The organism is Kitasatospora sp. NPDC101108 (genome assembly GCF_055584725.1).
Map to the genome: position 1 here is coordinate 79474 of NZ_JBVJLM010000021.1, position 14818 is coordinate 94291.

At 72.8% G+C, this 14818-nt stretch carries 11 protein-coding genes; 1 reads left to right on the forward strand and 10 read right to left on the reverse strand.

The window, feature by feature from the left end; all coding sequences use genetic code 11:
• Positions 1–43 precede the first annotated feature (43 nt).
• The 5 genes from ACZ6Z8_RS32045 to nrdR all read right to left on the reverse strand — a co-directional run bounded on the left by ACZ6Z8_RS32045 (position 44) and on the right by nrdR (position 5491).
• Positions 44–610 (reverse strand): Clp protease N-terminal domain-containing protein, encoded by a 567-nt coding sequence (locus tag ACZ6Z8_RS32045; protein WP_465613538.1) that lies wholly within the window; start codon positions 608–610, stop codon positions 44–46.
• A 3-nt stretch (positions 611–613) separates the two neighbouring features.
• A complete protein-coding gene (locus ACZ6Z8_RS32050; protein WP_465613539.1) occupies positions 614–850 on the reverse strand; it encodes an RNA polymerase subunit sigma-70 in 237 nt (78 codons plus the stop codon).
• 106 nt (positions 851–956) lie between these two features.
• A complete protein-coding gene (locus tag ACZ6Z8_RS32055; protein WP_465613540.1) occupies positions 957–1715 on the reverse strand; it encodes an SDR family oxidoreductase in 759 nt (252 codons plus the stop codon).
• A 162-nt stretch (positions 1716–1877) separates the two neighbouring features.
• Positions 1878–4757, reverse strand: a complete 2880-nt coding sequence (locus ACZ6Z8_RS32060; RefSeq protein WP_465613541.1) for a vitamin B12-dependent ribonucleotide reductase — start codon at positions 4755–4757, stop codon at positions 1878–1880.
• Positions 4758–4993: 236 nt separating this feature from the next.
• Positions 4994–5491, reverse strand: coding sequence for a transcriptional regulator NrdR (gene nrdR / locus ACZ6Z8_RS32065; RefSeq protein ID WP_465613542.1), 498 nt, complete (start codon positions 5489–5491; stop codon positions 4994–4996).
• A 528-nt stretch (positions 5492–6019) separates the two neighbouring features.
• On the opposite strand from nrdR, the gene lexA reads away from it, so the two are divergent.
• Complete coding sequence (gene lexA / locus ACZ6Z8_RS32070; protein WP_465613571.1) at positions 6020–6715, forward strand: transcriptional repressor LexA; 696 nt, start codon at positions 6020–6022, stop codon at positions 6713–6715.
• A 155-nt stretch (positions 6716–6870) separates the two neighbouring features.
• On the opposite strand, the gene ACZ6Z8_RS32075 is transcribed toward lexA, so the two are convergent.
• From ACZ6Z8_RS32075 to ACZ6Z8_RS32095, 5 genes are read right to left on the reverse strand one after another with little or no spacing between them, the layout of a single operon-like run.
• Positions 6871–8994: an ATP-dependent DNA helicase gene (locus tag ACZ6Z8_RS32075; RefSeq protein ID WP_465613543.1), complete on the reverse strand. Its 2124-nt coding sequence runs from the start codon at positions 8992–8994 to the stop codon at positions 6871–6873.
• Between the two features lie 12 nt (positions 8995–9006).
• Positions 9007–10830 carry an IucA/IucC family protein gene (locus ACZ6Z8_RS32080; protein WP_465613544.1) on the reverse strand — a complete coding sequence of 608 codons (1824 nt, stop codon included), beginning with the start codon at positions 10828–10830 and terminating at the stop codon, positions 9007–9009.
• Positions 10808–12268: a lysine N(6)-hydroxylase/L-ornithine N(5)-oxygenase family protein gene (locus ACZ6Z8_RS32085; RefSeq protein ID WP_465613545.1), complete on the reverse strand. Its 1461-nt coding sequence runs from the start codon at positions 12266–12268 to the stop codon at positions 10808–10810. Before ACZ6Z8_RS32085 ends, ACZ6Z8_RS32080 begins: the two co-directional genes overlap by 23 nt.
• Positions 12269–12277: 9 nt before the next feature.
• Positions 12278–12970 (reverse strand): GNAT family N-acetyltransferase, encoded by a 693-nt coding sequence (locus ACZ6Z8_RS32090; protein ID WP_465613572.1) that lies wholly within the window; start codon positions 12968–12970, stop codon positions 12278–12280.
• On the reverse strand, positions 12862–14658 hold the full coding sequence (locus ACZ6Z8_RS32095; RefSeq protein ID WP_465613546.1) for an IucA/IucC family protein: 1797 nt from the start codon (positions 14656–14658) through the stop codon (positions 12862–12864). Before ACZ6Z8_RS32095 ends, ACZ6Z8_RS32090 begins: the two co-directional genes overlap by 109 nt.
• Positions 14659–14818 lie beyond the last annotated feature (160 nt).

Sequence of the window (14818 nt, forward strand, 5' to 3'; positions counted from 1 at the left end):
CTAGTTGACAGCCAATCTCCTTCATTCCGCTGACCGGGGTCGCTCAGGACAGTCCGGCCTCCACCGCCCGCCGCACGGCCGCCGGGTCCAGCCCGTGGTCGGTGACCACCCGCAGCCCGAGGCCGTCCTCCACCCGGAGCACCCCGAGCAGCAGGTGGCCCACCGCGATCTCCCCCGACTTCAGCCGCAGGGACTCGCGCAGCGACAGCTCCAGCGCCTTCTTCGCCCCCGGGCCGAATGGGCTGCGCGCCGGCTTCGACCCGCCGGACCGGAACCAGCTCCGCCGCCTGGGCTCCTCGTCCGCCGGCGGGTCCAGCGCGCCCTCCCCGAAGGCCGACTCCACGGCGGCCCGGACGGCGTCCAGGTCCACGCCGATCGAGGCCAGCACCTGGGCGTCGTCCCCCGGCCCGAGCAGCCGGACCACGAGGCGGCGCGCCGCCTCGTGGTCCAGGCCCATCCCCGTCAGGACCGCGGCCGCCCGGTCGTCCGGCCGGGCCAGGAGCGCCAGCAGCAGGTGCTCCGTCCCGACGTAGCCGTGCCGCAACCCCCTCGCCTCCTCCTGCGCGCCGACCACGACCTGCCGCGCCGCCTCGGTGAAACGCTCGAACACCGCTCAGCCCCCGTCCTCGCCCTTGCCGGGCGTCCGCCGTGCGTACTTCTTGTGCACCGCCTGCCTGGTGACCCCGAGGCAGACCGCGACGTCCTGCCAGGACCAGCCCTGCGACCGGGCGTTCTCCACCTGCAGGGTCTCCAGGCGGTCCGCCAGATCACGCAGGGCGCGGACCGCCCGGAGCCCCACGGCGGGGTCACGACTGCTCGCGGCGGCCGCGAGCTCTCCGCTCTCGCTCATGCCGTCAACTCTGGTTGACATCCGAGGAAATGTCAACCCTGATTGACAGCTGCGGAGCTTCGGCCACGAGCTGCCGGCCACGGGCGGCGGAGCTCAGCCGCGGAGCTCACCCGAACCGCCGGGCCAGCGCCTCCTCGAACGTCCCCCGTCCCACCGCCCGCTCCGGCGCCGTGAGCCCACCCGCCCGCAGCGCCCGGCCCACCGCCCCCGGAATCCGCAGCGGCAGCACCGGCCGCCGCCGGCCCGACGCCCGCAGGTACGCCTCGGCCAGCTCCCGGTACGACCGCACCCGCGGCCCGCCCACCTCCGGCGCGAACCCGGCCGGCTCCCGCCCCACCAGCCCGGCGACGTGCTCCGCCACCTCCCGGACCTCCACCGGCTGGATCAGCGCGCCGCTCACCACCGGGAACACCGGCAGCTTCGCGCTCAGGTCGAAGGCCTTCAGCAGCAGGTCGTGGAACTGCGTCGCCCGCAGCACCGTCCAGCCGAGCCCCGACTCCCGCAGCACCCGCTCGCAGCCGAGCTTCGCCCGGTAGTACGCGATCGGCACCCGGTCGATCCCCACGATCGAGACGTACACCAGGTGCCGCACCCCGGCCTCCCGGGCCGCCGCCACCAGCCGCCCGAACGCCGGCACGTCCTTCCTCCCCTGGGTGGTCGCGCAGTCCACCACCGTCCCGACCCCGGCGACCGCCGCCGCGATCCCCTCCCCGGTGACCAGGTCCCCGACCACCCACTCGACGCCGTCCCCCGCCGCCCGCGCCCGCCGGCTCAGCCCCCGCACCGCCACCCCGCGCGCCACCAACAGCCGCACCACCTCCCGGCCCAACGTCCCCGTCGCCCCGGTCACCAGCACCGTCGCCATCACCGCACCACTCCTCTCGGAACACGCCGTCGCCCCTACTGACCGGACACCGCCCGCATTCGTGACATCGGCTCCCGCGGGCAACGCGAAGAGGCGGGGCGAGGACGTCAAGTCCTCGCCCCGCCTCAGCGGTGGCTCACCCGCGCGGGGTCGGTCCGGCGATCAGCTGCAGCCGCTGGTGGAGCCGCAGCCCTCGCAGAGGTAGCAGCTGCCGGCGCGGCGCATCTTGGTGCCGCAGGAGAAGCAGAGCGGCGCGTCGGCGTTGAGGCCGAGCTGGATCTCCATCAGCTCCGTGGAGTTGTGGGCCTGCTTCGGGGCCGGCTTGGGCGCCTCGACGGCCGGGGCCGGCTTGGCCGCGGCGACCGGGGCGGACTGGGCCAGCGACTCGGTGTCGAGCTCCTCGGCCTCCAGCGGCTCGTAGGAGCCCGTCTCCAGGTGGCGGGTGCGCTCCTCGACGGAGTGGATGCCGAGCGCCGAGCGGGTCTCGAACGGCAGGAAGTCCAGCGCCAGGCGGCGGAAGATGTAGTCGACGATCGACTGGGCCATCCGCACGTCCGGGTCGTCGGTCAGACCGGCCGGCTCGAAGCGCATGTTGGTGAACTTCGAGACGTAGGTCTCCAGCGGCACGCCGTACTGCAGGCCGACCGAGACGGCGATGGAGAAGGCGTCCATCATGCCCGCGAGGGTCGAGCCCTGCTTGGACATCTTCAGGAAGACCTCGCCGAGGCCGTCGTCGGGGTAGGAGTTGGCGGTCATGTAGCCCTCGGCGCCACCGACCGTGAAGGAGGTGGTGATGCCCGGACGGCCCTTGGGCAGGCGCTTGCGGACCGGGCGGTACTCGACGACCTTCTCGACCGCGGCGGGAACGGCGGCGGTCTCCTCGGCCTTGCCCTCGGAGTCCTTCTTCTTGGCCGAGAGCGGCTGGCCGACCTTCGAGTTCTCGCGGTAGATGGCGAGCGCCTTGACGCCCATCTTCCACGCCTCGAAATAGATCTCCTCGACGTCCTCGACGGTCGCGCCGGCCGGCATGTTCACCGTCTTGGAGATGGCGCCGGAGATCCACGGCTGGATCGCCGCCATCATCCGCACGTGCCCCATCGGGGAGATGGAGCGCTCGCCCATCGCGCAGTCGAACACCTCGTAGTGCTCGGTCTTCAGGCCGGGGGCGTCCACCACGTTGCCGTGCTCGGCGATGTGGGCGACGATCGCCTCGATCTGCTCGTCCTGGTAGCCGAGGCGCTTGAGGGCGCGCGGGACGGTGCCGTTGACGATCTGCATCGAGCCGCCGCCGACCAGCTTCTTGAACTTGACCAGGGCCAGGTCGGGCTCGACGCCGGTGGTGTCGCAGTCCATCATCAGGCCGATGGTGCCGGTCGGGGCGAGCACCGAGGCCTGGGCGTTGCGGAAACCGTTCTGCGCGCCGATGCGCAGCACGTCCTGCCAGGACTTGTTGGCCGCGAGCCAGACCGGCGCGTCCAGGTCGTCGAAGGAGACCGCGTCCAGGGAGGCGTCGGCGTGCTGCTTCATGACCTGCTGGTGGGCGGCCGCGTTGCGGGCGTAGCCGTCGTACGGGCCGACCACACCGGCGAGTTCGGCGCCGCGGCGGTAGGCGGTGCCGGTCATCAGCGAGGTGATGGCGCCGGCCAGGGCGCGGCCGCCCTCGCTGTCGTAGGCGTGGCCGGTGGCCATCAGCAGGGCGCCGAGGTTGGCGTAGCCGATGCCGAGCTGGCGGAACGCGCGGGTGGTCTCGCCGATCTTCTCGGTCGGGAAGTCGGCGAAGCAGATGGAGATGTCCATCGCGGTGATGACCAGCTCGACGACCTTGGCGAAGGCCGCGGCGTCGAAGCTGTCGTCGTCGCGCAGGAACTTCATCAGGTTCAGCGAGGCGAGGTTGCAGCTGGAGTTGTCCAGGTGCATGTACTCCGAGCACGGGTTGGACGCGTTGATGCGGCCGGACTCCGGGCAGGTGTGCCAGTGGTTGATGGTGGAGTCGTACTGGATTCCGGGGTCGGCGCAGGCCCAGGCGGCCTCGGCCATCTTGCGGAACAGCTTCTTGGCGTCGACGGTCTCGATGACCTCGCCGGTCATCCGGGCGCGCAGGCCGAATTCGGTGCCGTTCTCGACGGCGGTCATGAATTCGTCGTTGACGCGGACCGAGTTGTTGGCGTTCTGGTACTGGACGGAGGCGATGTCGTCGCCGCCGAGGTCCATGTCGAAGCCCGCGTCGCGCAGGGCGCGGATCTTCTCCTCCTCCTTCACCTTGGTCTCGATGAAGGCCTCGACGTCCGGGTGGTCGACGTCGAGCACGACCATCTTGGCCGCGCGGCGGGTGGCGCCACCGGACTTGATGGTGCCGGCCGAGGCGTCGGCGCCGCGCATGAAGGAGACCGGGCCGGAGGCGTTGCCGCCGGAGGACAGCAGCTCCTTGGAGGAGCGGATGCGGGAGAGGTTGAGGCCGGCGCCGGAGCCGCCCTTGAAGATCATGCCCTCTTCCTTGTACCAGTCGAGGATCGACTCCATGGAGTCGTCGACGGACAGGATGAAGCAGGCGCTGACCTGCTGGGGCTGCTTGGTGCCGACGTTGAACCAGACCGGCGAGTTGAAGCTGAACACCTGGTGGAGGAGGGCGTGGGTCAGCTCGTGCTCGAAGATCTCGGCGTCGTCCTTGGTGGCGAAGTAGCCGTGCTTCTCGCCGGCGGCGCGGTAGGTGAGCACCACGCGGTCGATGATCTGCTTGAGGCTCCACTCGCGCTGCGGGGTGCCGACGGCGCCGCGGAAGTACTTGGACGTGACGATGTTGACGGCGTTGACCGACCAGAAGTCCGGGAACTCCACGCCCCGCTGCTCGAAGTTGATCGAGCCGTCGCGCCAGTTGGTCATGACGACGTCGCGCCGCTCCCAGCGGACCTCGTCGTACGGGTGCACGCCAGGGGTGGTGTAGATGCGCTCCATCCGGAGACCGCCCTTCGGGGCCTTGGCGCCCTTGGCCGCGGCCTTCTCGGACTTCGACCCGCGTGCGGAACCGCTCGTGGTGTCTGTCACTTCTCGCTCCTCCTCCTGGGCAAACGCCCGAAGTGCCCCGAAAAATCCGGGCACCGCTGGTTCGTTCTTCCGGTGTGCGGGCAGGGGGGACCCCGCCCGCTCACGCACGGTTTGTAGTGTTCCGTGCCCCGTTTTCGGGCACGCGTGGGCCCACGCGGGGCCTGTGGTGCTGACGGCCCGCTGGGGACCGTCGTCGCGTTGGCTCGTGGCGGGCCCGAGGGGGCCCGGCGCGCCTCCTAGGGCGCGGCGGCGGTAACGGGCACGCAGGCGCCGTCCGCCTCGGTGGCGGGCCGCTCGGCGCGGAGTTCCGCGATGGCGGCCTCGAAGTCCTCAAGTCCGTCGTAGGCCTGGTACACGCTGGCGAAGCGCAGGTACGCGACCAGGTCGAGTTCCTTCAGCGGGCCGAGTATGGCCAGCCCGACGTCGTGGGTGGTCAGCTCGGCGTTGCCGCTGGCGCGTACGCACTCCTCGACCCGCTGCCCGAGCTGGGCGAGGGCGTCCTCGGTGACCGGGCGGCCCTGGCAGGCCTTGCGGACTCCGGTGATCACCTTCTGGCGGGAGAAGGGTTCGGTGACGCCGCTGCGCTTGACGACCATGAGCGCGGCCGTCTCCACGGTGGTGAATCTGCGGCCGCAGTCCGGGCACTGTCGACGACGGCGAATGCAGCTGCCGTCCTCGGTGGTCCGGCTGTCGACAACGCGGCTGTCGGAGTGCCGGCAGAAGGGGCAGTGCACCTGGGGATCCCTCCCTGGCAGGACGTGCGGACCGGTTGAGTCTATGCGATGCGCCCCCGGCCTCGGCAAGCTGATCATGCGACGCGACCACTAGTACTGGGCACGGAGAGGACTCTAGCCACTACATGTAGGTCTTCGGGGGATGCGACACCCATGGCGTGTCGACGCCGATTAGACTTCCGGGGTCGACATCCGGTCGAACAATTGCTCGATGTACAACAAAGCCTTGATCGAGTCAGCCAACTCCCGAATAATTCACTCGAACGTGTGTTTGGCGCAACCTTTCGATAGGAGGTGCGTTGGGCTGGAAAAGGGAGAGGACAGCCGTCGAGAGGGGCCGCCGTGAACACCATCGAAAGCAACACCATCCCGGTGCAGGAACACTCCCAGTTCAAGGTGGGGCAGCGCACCACGAATCAGCAGAGCGTGGACATCAGCATGGACCGTAGCGAAGACCACCGCCTCTCCGGCCCGGCCGTTTCCACCACCGGCCGCGTCCCCGACCAGCCGATCGAACACTCCCCCGCGATGGACGACACCCACGCCTCCCCGGCCCGCGCGATGCCCGGCCGCCCACCCGGCATCCGCACCGACGAGGCCGGCCTCACCGAGCGCCAGCGCCGGGTGATCGAGGTCATCCGCGACTCCGTCCAGCGCCGCGGCTATCCGCCGTCCATGCGCGAGATCGGCCAGGCCGTGGGCCTGTCCAGCACCTCCTCGGTCGCCCACCAGCTGATGGCCCTGGAGCGCAAGGGCTTCCTCCGCCGCGACCCGCACCGCCCGCGCGCCTACGAGGTCCGCGGCGTCGAGGTCGCCCGCCCCAACACCGCCGAGACGGCCGGCCGTCCCTCCACCTCCTACGTGCCGCTGGTCGGCCGGATCGCCGCCGGCGGCCCGATCCTGGCCGAGCAGACGGTCGAGGACGTCTTCCCGCTGCCCCGCCAGCTGGTCGGCGAGGGCGAGCTGTTCGCGCTCACCGTGCGCGGCGACTCGATGATCGAGGCGGCCATCTGCGACGGCGACTGGGTCACCGTGCGCCGCCAGCCGGTCGCCGAGAACGGCGACATCGTGGCCGCGATGATCGACGGGGAGGCCACCGTCAAGCGGCTCAAGCGCGAGGACGGCCGGATCTGGCTGATGCCGCACAACCCGGCCTACGAGCCGATCAACGGCGACAACGCCACCATCCTCGGCAAGGTCGTCGCCGTCCTGCGCCGCCTCTGACGACGCCCGCGCAACCCACCCACCGGAGAGGGGCTCCACCGCCACGGCGGGGAGCCCCTCCGGGCGTTCCCGGGGCAACGCCCGGAGGGCCGAGGCCGCGAGGGCCGCTCAGCCCCACTCAGCCCCCTCAGCCCCACTCGCCCCGCTCAGCCCACTCAGCCCCGCTTGGCCACCGGCCGCACCGGCGGCGCCGACGCGTCGATCGCCGCCAGTGAGCGGCGCACCTGGTTGCGGTCCGTGGTGTACCAGAACTCCGGCATCGAGGACCGGAAGAAGCCCCCGTACCGCTTGGTCTCCACCCGCGGGTCGAGCACCGCCACCACGCCCCGGTCGTCCGCCGCACGCACCAGCCGGCCCGCGCCCTGCGCCATCAGCAGCGCCGCGTGCGTCGCCGCGACGGCCATGAAGCCGTTCCCGCCGTGCTGTTCGACGTCCTTCTGACGGGCGCTCATCAGCGGGTCGTCCGGCCGCGGGAAGGGGATGCGGTCCATCACGACCAGCTGGCAGGCCGAGCCGGGCACGTCCACGCCCTGCCACAGCGAGAGCGTGCCGAACAGGCAGGTGGTCGCGTCCGAGGCGAAGTCCCGGATCAACTCGCCCAGGGTGTCCTCGCCCTGGAGCAGGATCCGGTGGTCCAGCCGCTCCCGCATCGCCTCGGCGGCCGCCTGGGCGCCGCGCATCGAGGAGAACAAACCGAGCGTCCGCCCGCCGGCCGCGCCGATCAGCTCCTCCAACTCGTCCAGCATGTCCGGCCGTTCGGGATCGCGCCCGGGGTCGGCGAGGTGCTTGGCGACGTACAGGATGCCCTGCTTGGGGTACTTGAACGGCGAGCCGACGTCGATCCCCCGCCAGTACGGGACGGCGTCCTCCCCGAAGCCCGGCTCCGGATTGTCGCCGGGCGTGCGCCGGTCCGGCAGCCTGGTCTCCTTGGGCAGGCCGAGCGAGCCGGCCACGCCGTTGAAGTCCCCGCCCAGCTTGAGGGTGGCCGAGGTGAGCACGACCGAGCGCTCCTTGTAGAGCCCCTCCCGCAGCAGCCCGGAGACGCTCAGCGGCGCGACCCGCAGCGAGGCGGTGCCCAGCCCGTAGCGGTCGCTGCGCTCGATCCAGACGACGTCGTACTCGGAGTCCTCCAGCAGCCGCTCGGCCGTCTCGTGCAGGGTCTCGGCCGAGGCCATCGCCTGCTTGCGAACCGCGTCCTCGTCGCTGAGCCCCTTGTCCCTGGTCTCGCCGAGCGAGGTGATCACCTGCCGGGCGGCGTCCCGGATCGCGGTGACCGCGTACGCCAGGTACTCGGGCAGTTCCTCGACCCGGCCGGGCTGGGCGGTCTCCATCAGGCCGTGGTAGTTCTCGGCGGCGGCCTGGAGCAGGTCCACGGCCTTCTCGTTGGCCAGCCGGGCCGCCCGCTTCACCGCCCGGTTGACGGCGCCGACGGTCAGCTCGGCGGTGGCCGCGCCGGTGACCCGGTTGACCAGCTCGTGCGCCTCGTCCACGATCAGCAGCCCGTGCTCGGGCAGCACCGGCGCGCCCTCGATCGCGTCGATCGCGAGCATCGCGTGGTTGGTGACCACGACGTCCGCCAGCTTGGCCCGCTCCCGGGCCTTCTCCGCGAAGCACTCCTGCCCGTACGCGCAGCGGGTGGCGCCCAGGCACTCCTTGGAGGTGACGGACAGCTGCGCCCAGGCCTTGTCCGAGACGCCGGGGCTCATGTCGTCCCGGTCGCCCGTCTCGGTCTCCTCCGCCCAGTCGCGCAGCCGCAGCACCTCCTGGCCGAGCTTGCCCGCGGGGCCGCCGAGCGCGTCCACCGGGTCGAACAGGCCCTCGCCCTCGTCGCTCGGGGTGCCCTCGTTGGCGCGGTGCAGGCACAGGTAGTTGGAGCGGCCCTTGAGCATCGCGAACAGCGGGCGGCGGCGCAGCACCGGGTGCAGCGCCTCGACCGTGCGCGGCAAGTCCCGTTCCACCAGCTGGCGTTGCAGCGCCAGGGTGGCGGTGGCGACCACCACCCGGTCGCCGTGGGCGAGGGCCGGCACCAGGTAGGCGAGGGACTTGCCGGTGCCGGTGCCGGCCTGGACGAGCAGGTGCTCGCCGTGGTCGACGGCGTCGGCGACGGCCTCGGCCATCCGCACCTGGCCGGGGCGCTCGACGCCGCCGACGGACTCGACCGCGGCGTGGAGCAGCTCGGGGATCCGCGAGCGCGGGACGGCGACGGCGTCCTCGGCCTCGTCGCCGAGGTCCGTCGCCCCCTGGGATTCAAAGTCGTGGGATTCGGAGTCGTTCGTCATGACCCTTCCACCCTACGGGGCGGGGGTGACAATCCGGTCCCGCTCGACCGGAACCCGGACCTCCACGGCGACCAGGGCGTTCGGCACCGTCCCGTGCCGGACGGCGTGCGGGCGGTGCGGGCGGTCCTGGTAGCCGTCCATGATCAGCCGGTTGCGGTTGAGGCAGAGCCGGTCGATCCGGGGCCGGAACAGGTCGAACAGCTCGAAGCGCTCGCGCAGCTCGGGGAAGCGGTCCTGGTAGCGGTGGATCTCGGCGCGCAGCAGGGCCCAGAACTCGGTCTCGGGCAGTCCGGTCTGCGCCTCCAGCAGCGGGGCGAGGTAGCGGAAGACGCCGATGAACAGCCCGGAGTGGATGAACTGGCACAGGCCCTGGGGGTCGTCCCGCAGCAGTACGTCGGCGACCTCCGCGGGCAGGTCGCGCAGTTCGGGCAGATCCTGGTCGCTGAGGTTGACGTCGTCGACGAAGTCCTTGACCGCGAGCCGGGTCGGGGTGCCGCGGTCGTCGAAGACCACGATGGCGTTCTCGCCGTGCGGGGAGAAGACGAGTCCGTAGCGGTGGAGGAAGTGCAGCAGCGGCGGCAGCATCGCGGCGAACAGCCGGCCGGTCCACTCGGCGGGGGTGAGGCCGGAGCGGGTGATCAGTTCGGCGGCGAGCGCGCGCCCGTCGGAGCCGGTCTGTAGCAGGGCGGCGAGGGTGCGGGCGCGTTCGTCCGGGGCGAGGAAGGGGCCGAGCGGTTCGCGCCAGATCGCGCCGAGCAGTTCCTTGTACTGGTACGGGGATTCGGGCATCTCCCGGTAGACGGGGTGGTCGACCGTGACGGAGGCGATCTCGCCGAGCAGGATCACCCGGCACTCGTCCCGCAGGTACGGGTCGGCGTCGCGCAGCCGGTGCAGCCAGGCGGTGACGGCGGGCGCGGCGAGGGTCCGTTCGACCGGCAGTCCGCGCCAGACCAGGGTGTTGAGGATGGACAGCGGCAGCTTGACCGTGCAGCGCTCGGGGTGGGCGGTGTTGAAGAAGGAGCGGATGGACTGCTGGGGCAGCCGTGGGTCGCCGTCCGAGGCCAGCGGGACGATCTCGCCGGAGGCGATCCAGGGCGCGAACAGCGGCAGGACCGTCTCGTCCCACTGCCAGGGGTGGACGGGCAGCAGCAGGTAGTCGTCGGCGTCGGCGCCGAGCGGGGCGCGCAGCGCGTCGACGTCGTCCAGCTCGCGGGCGTACAGCTGCTCGGGGTGCTCCAGGCCGGGTACGCCGCGGTACTGGGCGAGCCGGCGGTGGACGGCGATCCAGGGCAGCGGCCGGGGGCTGCGGGCCTCCGGGGCCCAGCGGGCGGCGTCGGTGCCGGAGAAGCCGATCCGGCCCTTGCTGGGGACGATCCACGGGTGGCCGCCCTGCCGGCCCTCCAGCGCGGGGTGGTCGAGGTCGGCGAGTTCGGCGGCGGTGAGCGCGGTGGCGAGCTGGCGGGCGTCGGCGGTCAGGGTGGCGGAGAGTTCACGGATCAGGTGGGCGGTGGTCTCGCCGCGCATCCCGAGGGTCTCCCGGGCGTACGGGAGGAAGCGCAGCGGGTCCAGGCCGTCCGGTCGGGAGCAGCGGATCGACTCCGGGTCGACCTGCCAGCTGTCGTAGGCGCCGCGCCGGGCCGCGAAGCGGTACTCGGCCTCGGGCAGTTTCAGCAGGTACTCGCCGTCGAGGGCGCCCGGGACGGGCCTGAGCAGTTCCTCGTAGGCGAACTCGCCGAGCATCTTGGCCAGCAGGGCGCGGCCGGCCCGCTGCCAGTGCCCGGCGGTGAGGTGCGGGGGCAGGTAGAGCGGCGGTTCAGCGGCCGACGGTTGCGGCACGGGTCAGCTCCTGGGGGCGGGGGACGACGGGGGCGGGGTGTTCGGGCCGGGCGGTGGCGCCGGTCGGAACAGCGCCGGTCGGAACGGCGCCGGCGGCCGAGCGGGTGGGGGCGGCGGGGACGGGCGGCGCGAAGCCGGTCCAGGCGGTGCGGTCGGGCAGCCGGTGGACGGTCCGCCCGGTGACGGCGTTGAGGATGACGGCGGCCCGGTGGGCGCCGAGGCCGAGGTCGGGGGTGCCGACGCCGTGGGTGTGCAGCTCCGCGTTCTGCACGTAGAGCCCGCCGGTGAGCCCGGGCCGGGTGGCGACCCGGTGGTCGAGGTCGACCCGGTAGCGCCCGGACTCGTCCCAGTCGATCAGGTGGGCGAGCGGTTCGAGGGCGGCCGGGCGGGCGGCGCGGTAGCCGGTGGCGAGCACCACGGCGTCGGTGCGCACCACGTGCTCGGCGCCGGAGTCGGTGTGCCGGCAGTGGAGTTCGAGGCCGCCGCAGGGGCCGGGTCGGGCGTCGGTGACGGCGGTGCCGGGAGTGATCTCGACCGGGGCGGCGTCGATCGGGCGGCCGATGGTGCGCTCGTAGAGGTGGTCGTGGATCTCGGCGAGGGTCTCGGCGCTGGCGGCCTTGTGCAGCTGCCACTGGGCGGTGACCAGGGCGTCCCGGACGGGCCCGGGCAGGCCGTGGAAGTAGCGGGTGTAGTCGGGGGTGAAGTGCTCCAGGCCGAGCTTGGAGTACTCCATGGGGGCGAGCGCCCTGGTGCGGGTGAGCCAGCGCAGCCGGATGCCGTCGCCCTCGTGGCGGCGGAGCAGGTCGAGGAAGACCTCGGCGCCGGACTGGCCGCTGCCGATCACGGTGATGTCCCGGGCGCCGGCCAGGTCGGCGCGGCGGTCCAAGTACTCGGCGGAGTGGAAGGCCCGCGGGTGGTCCGCCAGGGCGGCGAAGGCGTCGGGCAGCACGGGCCGGGTGCCGACGCCGAGCGCGAGGTTGCGGGCCCTGGCCTCGGTGCGCCGCCCGGTCGCGGTGTCCCTCAGCTCGACCCGGAACAGCGCGCCTTCCCGGTGCAGGGCGGTGACCTCGGTGCCGAAGCGGCAGTTGGGCAGCCGTTCGGCGGCCCAGCGGCAGTAGTGGTCGTACTCGCGGCGGGGCAGCTGGAAGCGTTCGGCGAAGTAGAACGGGAAGAGCCGGTCCTGGGCGCGCAGGTAGTTGAGGAAGGACCACGGGTTGGTGGGGTCCACCAGTGAGACCAGGTCGGCGAGGAAGGGCACCTGCATCCGGGCGCCGTCCACCAGCATGCCGTGGTGCCAGCGGAACTCCGGGCGCTGGTCGCAGAAGAGGGTGCGCAGGCCGGGTACGGGATCGGCGAGGGCGGCGAGCGAGAGGTTGAACGGGCCGATGCCGACGCCGAGCAGGTCGTACGGGGGGTCGTGCGGGAGGAGGGTGTCCACTGGCGTTTCCTAGGCGGGGAGTCGGGCCTGCAGGACAGGCCCTGCGTCGCGGTCACGGATCATCAGGGCGGCGCGCTTGCCGGGCAGGTCGAGTTCGGCGACGGCCCGGAACCCGGCCCGTTCGAAGGCGCGGACCGAGCGGCGGTTGCGGACGTGCGGTTCGGCCACCACCCGTCCGCAGTCGGGCAGTCGGCGGAGAATCATTTCTGCGAGCGCGGCCAGCAGCTGGGCCCCGAGGCCCCGGCCCCGGCTGGCGGCGGGGCCGAGCAGCAGGTGCACGCCGGTGTCGTGCGGCCGGGCCGGGTAGTGCGCGGCGAGCGGGTCGAGGTCGGCGCGGTAGACCTCCCAGTAGCTCATCGGGGCGCCGTCGAGCAGGCCGAGGCAGGGCACGCTGCGCCCGTCGCCGTCGAGTTGGGCCCGGAGGTGCCGCTCGGTGACGGCCGGCGGCCCGGCGAGCGCCCAGAACTCGTCGATCTCGGGGTCGTTCATCCAGCCGGTGAGCAGTTCCAGGTCGGCCGGCAGCCGGACCGGGCTGAGCCGGAACCGGCCGGCCGGGGTGGGGACTTCGCCCCACCCGGGCAGGTCGTCCAGCATCAGCCGCTCGCCACCGGGTTGGGGATGTCCACGTACACGGACTGGGTGGCGACCGGCCCGACCAGCTCGTCCAGGCCGTTGATCCGGGTGAGCAGGTTGGCCTTGCAGGGCAGGACGGGCGCGTCCAGCAGCAGGGCGGGCAGCGCCGAGCCGGTGGCGGCGGCCCGCGGGCCGGCCAGGAACCGGCGCAGCCCGGCCAGCAGCACGCTCTCGTCGGCGAGCCCCTGGGAGCCGAGCGCGCCGATCAGCCCGAGCACGTGGTTGATGCCGAGGTAGTAGGCGAAGTGGTGGTCGATGACGGCGTCGGGCAGGAAGGTGTCGCTCTGCGCGCCGAGTCCGGGCAGTCGCGCGGTGAGCCGTTCGGCGGCGCTCTCCCGGTAGTAGTAGCCCTGGTTGTCGCGGTAGCGACCGCCGCTGGGCCAGCCCTCGGCGTCCAGCAGGACGATGCTGTTCTGCTGGTGCGCCTCCAGCGCGACGCCGCCCCGGCCGTCCATCCAGAGGACGGGCAGCACGACGGCGTCCAGGTAGCGCAGGAACCATTCGGCGGCGACGGTGGGCAGCGGGCGGCCGGTGCGGGCGGCGAGCGAGCGCAGGGTGTCGCCGAGCCGGGACGGCACGGTGGTACCGGTGCCGCGCGGCTGTTCGGCGACCAGCCCGGCCACGCACAGCGCGCGCTCGGTGGGCGCGAAGGGCTGGGCGCGCAGCACGGTGTCCAGGCCGCCGGGGTCGCCGAGGTCGGGGTGGTCGACGCCGATCCAGGCCGGGTCGCGGACGATGTCGAAGCCGGGGTGGGCTGCGCGCCACTCGGCGGCGAGCCCGCTCTCCAGCAGCCGGTGCACCTCCAGGCCGCGGTGGAGTTCCTTGCGCAGGTTCTCCCGGCGGGAGTTGGTGATCCGCAGGCCGAGCGAGAGCTTGAGCATCCACGGCGTGCCGGGCCGGTAGACGGTGCGCACCGAGGAGGTGGGGTACCAGGGTTCGCCGGCCGGGCCGAGGTCGTGCAGCAGTCCGTCCGCGAGCAGGGCGGCGACGGCCGGGCGGTGGGCGAGCTCGCGGGCCTGCCAGGGGTGCAGCGGCAGGGCGGCGGTGCCGGGCGGCAGGGCGGCACCGCCGCCGAGCAGGGCGGCGGTGAGTCGGTCGGCGCTCCGGGCGACGGCCGAGCCGGTCGCGAGGAGTGCGCGGTCCACGGCGAACCAGTGCAGCTGGAAGGAACCGTGGAGTTCGGGCGAGTAGGCGGCGCTCTGGGCCGGGCCGAGGCCGTCGCGGCTCTTCGGGGTGGGGTGCAGCGGGTGGCCCAGCAGCAGGGACTGTTCGGCGGAGAGGAAGTGGGAGCTCTCCGGCCCGCCGGGTTCGGCGCCGGTGCGGCGGTGGGCGAGGATCTCGGCGGTGCGCATCACCGAGTCGGCGACCCGGGCGGCGAGGTCGGCGACCTGTCCGGGGTCGGGCCGTTCGGCGGCCGCGGCGGCGAGCAGCGCGGCGGCGGTGACGGCGTCCACCGGGGCCGCCGCGGTCCCCTCGCCGGCGGAGAGGGTGGCCGGCCCGAAGCGGTGCCAGCCGCCGGACGACCAGTAGCGGACCGGGGCGGTGAGCCGGGCGGCACCGCCCAGGACGTCGATCCGCAGTCGGCCGTCCGCTCCGGGGCGGGCACCGGTCTCCCGCGTCCAGCACCTCAACAGCGCCTCCAGAGCGGCCTGTTCGGCGGCGACGGCGGGGTCGGGGTGCAGCAGCGGGTCGGGCGGGGCGGCCCGGCCCGCCGTCGGCGGCGGTACGGGCGGGGCTCCGGTGAGGGTGGTGCTCAAGGCTGCTCCTTGGTGCGCGTGGAGGTGCGGACGCGCGCTGGTGGCGGAGGAGGTGGGCGGGCGCTCGCACCGTCGCGTCAGGTAAGGGTTACCTATCCCTGACGGGAGATCACAAGGATGGATCACTCGTCCGGGTGAAGACCGGGGATAGTGCACCAAC

What these genes read in the sequence shown, in the direction of transcription:
- ACZ6Z8_RS32050 (WP_465613539.1), bottom strand. Translation starts at nt 850, where the DNA reads ATGAGCGAGAGCGGAGAGCTCGCGGCCGCCGCGAGCAGTCGTGACCCC.
- lexA (WP_465613571.1), top strand. Translation starts at nt 6,020, where the DNA reads ATGGACGACACCCACGCCTCCCCGGCCCGCGCGATGCCCGGCCGCCCA.
- ACZ6Z8_RS32055 (WP_465613540.1), bottom strand. Translation starts at nt 1,715, where the DNA reads ATGGCGACGGTGCTGGTGACCGGGGCGACGGGGACGTTGGGCCGGGAG.
- ACZ6Z8_RS32075 (WP_465613543.1), bottom strand. Translation starts at nt 8,994, where the DNA reads ATGACGAACGACTCCGAATCCCACGACTTTGAATCCCAGGGGGCGACG.